The sequence below is a fragment of the Streptomyces sp. NPDC056480 genome, from assembly GCF_042795405.1.
In the GTDB taxonomy this organism is placed as follows: domain Bacteria; phylum Actinomycetota; class Actinomycetes; order Streptomycetales; family Streptomycetaceae; genus Streptomyces.
This window is the reverse complement of sequence record NZ_JBHTSA010000205.1, coordinates 1-7,445: the sequence shown is the minus strand read 5'-3', so window position 1 is coordinate 7,445 and position 7,445 is coordinate 1. Positions and strand designations below refer to the sequence as shown.

Sequence of the window (7,445 nt, the reverse complement as noted above, 5' to 3'; positions counted from 1 at the left end):
CTCTATCAGATCTTTCCGATCCGATTTCCTCGGTGCTTTCCGGTCCCTTTTGTTTTCACTCCGGGGGCCTTTCGGCGGTTCCGACTTTATCAGAAGATCTGAGTCGGTTTTTCCGCCTCCGTGAGAAGCGTTCGGGCGCACGTCGGCGCCGGGGCTTCCCGTTCTGGCGGAGCCGTAAACGTACTGGAGCGGGGCGCCCCGATGCAAATCGAGGGGCCCCGCTCCGGTGCTGCGCTGGTCAGGCCGTCAGACCTGTCAGACCTCTACGACGACCGGAAGGATCATCGGACGCCGGCGGTAGGTGTCGGAGACCCACTTGCCGACGCTGCGGCGGATCAGCTGCTGGAGCTGGTGGGGTTCCACGACGCCGTCCTGGAACGACTTGTTCAGGGCCTGGTCGATCTTCGGGAGCACCGCGTCGAACGCGGAGTCGTCGATGCCCGAGCCGCGGGCGTGGACGTGCGGGCCGCCCACGATCTTGCCCGTCGAGGAGTCGACCACGACGAAGACCGAGATGATGCCCTCCTCGCCGAGGATCCGGCGGTCCTTGAGGGAGGTCTCGGTGACATCGCCGACCGACAGGCCGTCGACGTACACGTAACCCGCCTGGACCTTGCCGGTGATCCGGGCGCGGCCGTCGACCAGGTCGACGACGACGCCGTCCTCGGCGATGACGATGTGGTCCTTGGGGATGCCCGTCATCGCGCCGAGCTCGGCGTTGGCGCGGAGGTGGCGCCATTCGCCGTGGACCGGCATGAGGTTCTTCGGGCGGCAGATGTTGTAGAAGTACAGCAGCTCGCCGGCCGAGGCGTGGCCCGAGACGTGGACCTTGGCGTTGCCCTTGTGGACGACGTTCGCGCCCCAGCGGGTCAGGCCGTTGATCACGCGGTAGACCGCGTTCTCGTTGCCCGGGATCAGGGACGACGCCAGGATCACGGTGTCGCCGGGGACGATCCGGATCTGGTGGTCGCGGTTGGCCATGCGGGACAGGGCCGCCATCGGCTCGCCCTGGGAACCCGTACAGACCAGCACGACCTCGTCGTCCGGCAGGTCGTCGAGGGTCTTCACGTCCACGACGAGGCCGGCCGGGACCCGGAGGTAGCCCAGGTCGCGGGCGATGCCCATGTTGCGGACCATCGAACGGCCGACGAAGGCGACCCTGCGGCCGTACTCGTGGGCGGCGTCGAGGATCTGCTGGATGCGGTGCACGTGGCTGGCGAAGCTGGCCACGATGATGCGCTTCTGGGCGTTCGCGAAGACCGTGCGCAGGACGTTGGAGATGTCCTTCTCCGGCGGGACGAAGCCCGGGACCTCGGCGTTCGTGGAGTCCGAGAGAAGGAGGTCGATGCCCTCCTCGCTCAGCCGCGCGAACGCGTGGAGGTCGGTGAGGCGGCCGTCCAGCGGGAGCTGGTCCATCTTGAAGTCGCCGGTGGCGACGGCCATGCCCGCAGGGGTGCGGATCGCGACCGCGAGCGCGTCCGGGATGGAGTGGTTGACCGCGATGAACTCGCAGTCGAACGAGCCCAGGATCTCCCGGTCGCCCTCCTTCACCTCGAGGGTGTAGGGGCGGATGCGGTGCTCCTGGAGCTTGGCCTCGATCAGGGCGAGGGTCAGCTTGGAGCCGATCAGCGGGATGTCCGGCTTGAGCCGGAGCAGGTAGGGGACGGCACCGATGTGGTCCTCGTGGCCGTGCGTGAGCACGATGCCTTCGATGTCGTCGAGGCGGTCCCGGATGATGGTGAAGTCCGGGAGGATCAGGTCGATGCCGGGCTGCTCCTCTTCGGGGAAGAGGACGCCGCAGTCGACGATGAGCAGACGGCCGTCGAATTCGAAGACCGTCATGTTTCGGCCGATTTCACCGAGCCCCCCGAGCGGGATGACGCGCAGGGCGCCCTTCGGCAGCTTCGGCGGGGCACCGAGTTCAGGATGCGGATGACTCAAAAGACTCTCCTCACCACGCACGCCACGTACCCCTTGGCACGTGGCGCGCATGACATTCGTGCACTTGCTGTTGTCAGTGTTCAGTTGTGAAGTCCGTTGTCAGAGCTCTACCCCGCCGGCGGCCAGGTCGATCTTGAGCTGCTCGGTCTCCTGGGGGGACAGCTCCACGAGGGGCAGCCGCAGGGGACCGGCGGGGAGGCCCTGGAGGGCGAGGGCGGCCTTGGTGGTCATGACGCCCTGGGTGCGGAACATCCCGGTGTACACCGGGAGCAGCTTCTGGTGGATCTCGGTGGCCTTCTGGATCTCGCCGCCCAGGTGGGCCTCGAGGAGGGCGCGGAGCTCCGGGGTGACGACGTGGCCGACGACGGAGACGAAGCCGCAGGCGCCGACGGAGAGCAGGGGCAGGTTGAGCATGTCGTCGCCGGAGTACCAGGCGAGGCCGGAGCGGGCGATGGCCCAGCTGGCGCGGCCGAGGTCGCCCTTGGCGTCCTTGTTGGCGACGATGCGCGGGTGCTCGGCGAGCCGGACGAGCGTCTCGGTGTCGATCGGGACGCCGCTGCGGCCGGGGATGTCGTAGAGCATCACCGGGAGCTCGGTGGCGTCGGCGATGGCCGAGAAGTGCCGGTACAGGCCCTCCTGCGGGGGCTTGTTGTAGTACGGCGTGACGGCGAGCAGGCCGTGTGCGCCGTCCCGCTGGGCGGTGCGGGCGAGCTCGATGGAGTGGTGGGTGTCGTTGGTGCCGATGCCGGCCACGACGTGGGCGCGGTCGCCGACCGCCTCCAGTACCGCTCGTACGAGCTCCGATTTCTCCGCGTCGCTGGTGGTGGGGGACTCGCCGGTGGTGCCGTTGACGACGAGGCCGTCGTTGCCTGCGTCCACCAGATGGGTGGCCAGTCGCTGGGCACCGTCGAGGTCGAGTGCGCCGTCCGCCGTGAAGGGCGTGACCATGGCGGTGAGGACCCGCCCGAAGGGGGTCTGCGGAGTGGAGATCGGAGCCATGGGTAACACGCTACTCGCTGCTCAGCGCCGGGTGTCCCCTAGGGGGACAGGAGAAAGGGAGCCCGGCGCTGCCTGCTCGGGGGTTCAGGCAGCGCCGGGTCCGTTTGATCAGCCTAGATGAACTTCGTGAAACGTCGCAATACGGACACTTCGCTCGAGGGGTTCGGACATCTGTGCCCTATGGGGCCACACGGCCGTTCTTGTTGAAGGCTCCATGGGTCAGCGGCATCAGCCGGGCCCAGTGTTCCTCCATCTTCTCGCCGACCATCTCGATCTCCCGCTGCGGGAAGGACGGGACCGCGGCGAGCTCGTGCTGGGTGCGCAGGCCGAGGAAGTGCATCAGCGAGCGAGCGTTGCACGTGGCGTACATCGAGGAGAAGAGGCCGACGGGGAGGACCGAGCGGGCGACCTCGCGGGCGACGCCGGCGGCGAGCATCTCCTGGTAGGTGGCGTACGCCTGACGGTACGAGTCCTCCATCGTGCGGCTGACCAGGTCGTGCTGCTCCTGGGTGCCGTCGACGAAGACGTACTTGCCGGGGCGGCCCTCCTGGACGAGCTTGCGGGAGGTGTCCGGGACGTAGAAGACCGGCTGGAGCTCCCTGTAGCGGCCCGATTCCTCGTTGTACGACCAGCCCACGCGGTGGCGCATGAACTCGCGGAACACGAAGATCGGGGCGCTGATGAAGAACGTCATCGAGTTGTGCTCGAAGGGGCTGCCGTGGCGGTCCCGCATCAGGTAGTTGATGAGGCCCTTCGAGCGCTCCGGGTCCTTCTGGAGCTCTTCGAGGGACTGTTCGCCCGCCGTGGAGACCCGGGCCGCCCAGAGGACGTCGGAGTCGGCCGCCGCGCTCTTGACCAGGTCAACGGTGACGTCGCTCCGGAAGTCGATCTTCACGTTCTCGGTGGGGCTGTCGCTCACCAGCGGTCCTTCCAGTCGGGGTGCAGTCGCCCACTCTAACGACGTCCTACCGGAGGATGAGATTCGGCTGCTTTGGTGAAATAGGGCACCAAAACCTCGGTTCTGTCGTCTCTCCCTGTGACGCATGACGACAACCCGAGGAGAGTGGATCTGATGTTCAGCCGGAAAGAGGCCGTACCGTTCGCGTTCGTCGCGGAGGCCGACCACTTCCGCAGTAACGTCACTCCACCACCCCGTGAGCGCCTCGGCGCCTCGCAGATCGTGGGCCGGACCCTGCTGGGGCTGACCGTCGTGGCCGGCCTGGTGGGCTCGTTGATCTTCGGGATGCCATCCCTTCAGCCGGGCGACTCCACCACTCATCAGCAGCAGTCCGAAGCCTCCGACAACCGCTGAGGTAGCCTCACCGGGCATCGCCCCTTCGAGCGTGCTTGTGAGTGAGGACCTGTCGTGCCCCTGCCCTTTCTGACGGCCGACCGTGCTTTTGACACGACCGACCACGTCGCCCTGCCGTTCGACGACCACGACCAGTGGCGTCGTCCCTATCGGCCCGGGTCCTGGCGGGTCGGGGCGGCGGCGCTCGCGCTGCTGCTGGCCTCGTTCGTCCTCCTCGCCGCGGTGATCATCACCGCGGCCGGAGGATTCAGCGGTGGAGCCGCCACCCTGGCCACCGCCGTACTCGTCATCCTGGCCGCCCTGCGCATGCTGCGCATGGGCACCTGGGTGAGCCGCGCCGGGATCCGCCGCGTGGCCTTCTTCTCGACCGCCACCGTGGCGTGGACGAAGGTGACCTCCGTCCGCACCGTGCAGCAGCCGGTGCGCTGGCTGGGGCTCCCCCGTACGGTCCAGGGTCAGGCCCTGGTGCTCGGCCGGCAGGGTGGTGAGCCGCTGATGCTGCTCACCGACCACAACGCCGACTTCCTCTCCCGTGTCGAGGCCTTCGACCGGGCGGCCGACACGGTCGAGGCCTGGAACGCCGAGTACGGCGTGGCCCCGGCCGTCACGCGCTGACCGGACGCCCCTCGTGGAGGGCGATGGCCCGCTGCATCGCCTTACGGGCCCGCGGGGTGTCGCGGGCGTCGTGATAGGCGACCGCGAGCCGGAACCAGCAGCGCCAGTCGTCCGGGGTGTCCTCCGTCTCGGCCTTGCGCCGGGCGAAGACCTCGTCGGCCGAGTCGCGGTCGATCCGGCCGCCCTCGGTGCGCTTCAGCTCGTCGACGGGCAGGCCGCCCTCCGCCTCCAGCTCGGTGGCGAGGCGGCCCGCCTGACGGGCGAACCGGGTGTTCTTCCAGAGGAACCAGCCGCCGACCGCGGGCAGCAGGAACGCCACCGCGCCCATGCCCATGGCGGCCGGCTCACCGGTGAGGAGGAGCAGCACGCCCTCCATCGCCACCACGCCGAAGACGAGGACGAGCACGGTGGAGAGGAAGACGTACGTGATCTTTCCGCCCACGGCCGTCAGCCCAGGTCCAGGAAGTGCTCCAGGCCGAAGGTGAGGCCCGGAGTGCTGGGGACACGGCGGGCGCCCAGAAGGATGCCCGGCATGAAGCTGGAGTGGTGCAGCGAGTCGTGACGGACCGTCAGGGTCTCGCCCTCACCGCCGAGCAGTACCTCCTGGTGGGCCAGCAGACCCGACAGGCGTACGGAGTGGACGCGGACGCCGTCGACGTCGGCGCCGCGCGCCCCGTCCAGGGCGGTCGCCGTGGAGTCCGGCTGGGCGCCGAGCCCGGCCTCGGCACGGGCGGCGGCGATCAGCTGGGCGGTCCGGGTGGCGGTGCCGGAGGGGGCGTCCACCTTGTGCGGGTGATGCAGCTCGACCACCTCGACGGACTCGAAGTACGGGGCCGCGAGCTGGGCGAACCTCATGGTGAGGACCGCGCCGATGGAGAAGTTCGGAGCGATGAGGACGCCGGTCTCCGGGGAGGCGGCGAGCCAGGTCCGCAGCTGCGCGAGACGCTCCTCGGTCCAGCCGGTGGTGCCGACGACCGCGTGCATGCCGTGGCGCACGCAGAAGTCGAGGTTGTCCATGACCGAGGCCGGGGTGGTCAGCTCGACGACGACCTGGGCGTCCGCCTCGACGAGGCGCTCCAGCTTGTCGCCACGGCCGAGGGCCGCGACCAGTTCCATGTCCTCGGCGGCCTCGACGGCCCTCACGGCCTCGGAGCCGATACGGCCCTGTGCACCGAGGACCGCCACGCGCAGCTTGCTCATTGCTCTTCCTTAGGGGACTTGTGGGTCAGGAGACCGCTTGGTGGAGGCGGTCCGCCTGCTTGTCCTTCAGCGGGCCGATCACCGAGAGCGAGGGCCGCTGGTCCAGTACATCGCGTGCGACCTCGCGGACCTCGTCCGGGGTGACGGCCGCGATCCGGTCCAGCATGTCGTCGACCGACATCTGGGTGCCCCAGCACAGCTCGCTCTTGCCGATGCGGTTCATCAGCGCGCCGGTGTCCTCCAGGCCGAGCACCGTCGAACCGGAGAGCTGGCCCACGGCGCGGGCGATCTCGTCGTCCGTGAGGCCGTCGGAGGCGACCTTGTGGAGCTCGTCGCGGCAGATCTTCAGGACGTCGTGGACCTGGCCCGGACGGCAGCCCGCGTACACCCCGAAGAGGCCGCAGTCGGCGAAGCCCGAGGTGTACGAGTACACGCTGTAGGCCAGACCGCGCTTCTCGCGGACCTCCTGGAAGAGGCGGGAGGACATGCCTCCGCCGAGGGCGGTGTTCAGCACGCCGAGGGCCCAGCGGCGCTCGTCGGTGCGGGCCAGACCCGGCATGCCGAGGACCACGTGGGCCTGCTCGGTCTTGCGGTTCAGGAGCTCGACGCGGCCCGCCGCGCTCAGGGTGCGCAGGCCGTCGCGCGGGGCGACGGGGACGGCGTCGGTACGGGTGAGGGCGCCGGCCTTCTCGAAGGCGCGGCGGACCTGGCGTACCACCGTGGCGTGGTCGACGTTGCCCGCGGCGGCCACGACCAGGTGGGTGGGGTCGTAGTGCTTCTTGTAGAAGCGGGCGATCTGGCCGCGGCTGAGCGCGTTGACCGTGTCGACGGTGCCGAGGACCGGGCGGCCCAGCGGGGTGTCGCCGAACATGGTCCGCGCGAAGAGCTCGTGCACGACGTCACCGGGGTCGTCCTCGGTCATCGCGATCTCTTCGAGGATGACACCGCGCTCGGCGTCCACGTCCTCTTCGAGGATGAGCGAGCCCGTGAGCATGTCGCAGACGACGTCGATCGCCAGCGGCAGGTCGGTGTCGAGGACCCGGGCGTAGTAGCAGGTGTACTCCTTCGCCGTGAAGGCGTTCATCTCGCCGCCGACCGCGTCGATCGCGGCGGAGATGTCGAGGGCGGACCGCTTGCGGGTGCCCTTGAAGAGGAGGTGCTCCAGGTAGTGGGTGGCGCCGTTGAGCGCCGGGGTCTCGTCGCGGGATCCGACGTGCGCCCAGATGCCGAAGGTGGCGGAGCGTACGGAGGGAAGGGTCTCGGTGACGATCCGGAGGCCGCCGGGGAGGGTCGTGCGGCGGACCGTGCCGATGCCGTCCTTGCCCGGGAGAAGCGTTTGGGTACGGGCGACGGCCCGCCCCTCCGAGGAGGGGCGGGC

8 protein-coding genes are annotated in these 7,445 nt (G+C 69.2%); 2 read left to right on the top strand and 6 right to left on the bottom strand.

All coding sequences use genetic code 11. The features are described from left to right. Positions 1 to 255: 255 nt before the first annotated feature. From ACFQ79_RS39550 to thyX, 3 genes are all read right to left on the bottom strand, one after another. Positions 256 to 1,941, bottom strand: a complete 1,686-nt coding sequence (locus ACFQ79_RS39550; protein ID WP_187622947.1) for a ribonuclease J — start codon at positions 1,939 to 1,941, stop codon at positions 256 to 258. A 99-nt stretch (positions 1,942 to 2,040) separates the two neighbouring features. Further along, positions 2,041 to 2,940, bottom strand: coding sequence for a 4-hydroxy-tetrahydrodipicolinate synthase (gene dapA, locus ACFQ79_RS39545; RefSeq protein WP_383592971.1), 900 nt, complete (start codon positions 2,938 to 2,940; stop codon positions 2,041 to 2,043). A 178-nt stretch (positions 2,941 to 3,118) separates the two neighbouring features. Next, on the bottom strand, positions 3,119 to 3,859 hold the full coding sequence (gene thyX / locus ACFQ79_RS39540) for an FAD-dependent thymidylate synthase (RefSeq protein WP_376460289.1): 741 nt from the start codon (positions 3,857 to 3,859) through the stop codon (positions 3,119 to 3,121). Positions 3,860 to 4,012: 153 nt separating this feature from the next. On the opposite strand from thyX, the gene ACFQ79_RS39535 reads away from it, so the two are divergent. Continuing rightward, complete coding sequence (locus ACFQ79_RS39535) at positions 4,013 to 4,252, top strand: hypothetical protein (RefSeq protein ID WP_383592974.1); 240 nt, start codon at positions 4,013 to 4,015, stop codon at positions 4,250 to 4,252. 54 nt (positions 4,253 to 4,306) lie between these two features. Continuing rightward, positions 4,307 to 4,867: a hypothetical protein gene (locus tag ACFQ79_RS39530; protein WP_383592968.1), complete on the top strand. Its 561-nt coding sequence runs from the start codon at positions 4,307 to 4,309 to the stop codon at positions 4,865 to 4,867. Here ACFQ79_RS39530 and ACFQ79_RS39525 read toward each other — a convergent pair. The 3 genes from ACFQ79_RS39525 to ACFQ79_RS39515 all read right to left on the bottom strand — a co-directional run. Next, the gene (locus ACFQ79_RS39525) at positions 4,857 to 5,309 is read right to left on the bottom strand and encodes a hypothetical protein (RefSeq protein ID WP_383592965.1); all 453 of its coding nucleotides are present in this window, start codon (positions 5,307 to 5,309) and stop codon (positions 4,857 to 4,859) included. The genes ACFQ79_RS39530 and ACFQ79_RS39525 overlap by 11 nt on opposite strands. 5 nt (positions 5,310 to 5,314) lie before the next feature. Continuing rightward, on the bottom strand, positions 5,315 to 6,067 hold the full coding sequence (dapB, locus tag ACFQ79_RS39520) for a 4-hydroxy-tetrahydrodipicolinate reductase (RefSeq protein WP_383592962.1): 753 nt from the start codon (positions 6,065 to 6,067) through the stop codon (positions 5,315 to 5,317). 25 nt (positions 6,068 to 6,092) lie between these two features. After that, positions 6,093 to 7,445 (bottom strand): M16 family metallopeptidase (locus tag ACFQ79_RS39515; protein WP_383592959.1); only part of this gene is annotated, 1,353 nt, incomplete at its 5' end.

Coding starts and splice junctions, on each gene's coding strand:
- ACFQ79_RS39535 (WP_383592974.1), top strand. CDS start 4,013: ATGTTCAGCCGGAAAGAGGCCGTACCGTTCGCGTTCGTCGCGGAGGCC.
- dapA (WP_383592971.1), bottom strand. CDS start 2,940: ATGGCTCCGATCTCCACTCCGCAGACCCCCTTCGGGCGGGTCCTCACC.
- dapB (WP_383592962.1), bottom strand. CDS start 6,067: ATGAGCAAGCTGCGCGTGGCGGTCCTCGGTGCACAGGGCCGTATCGGC.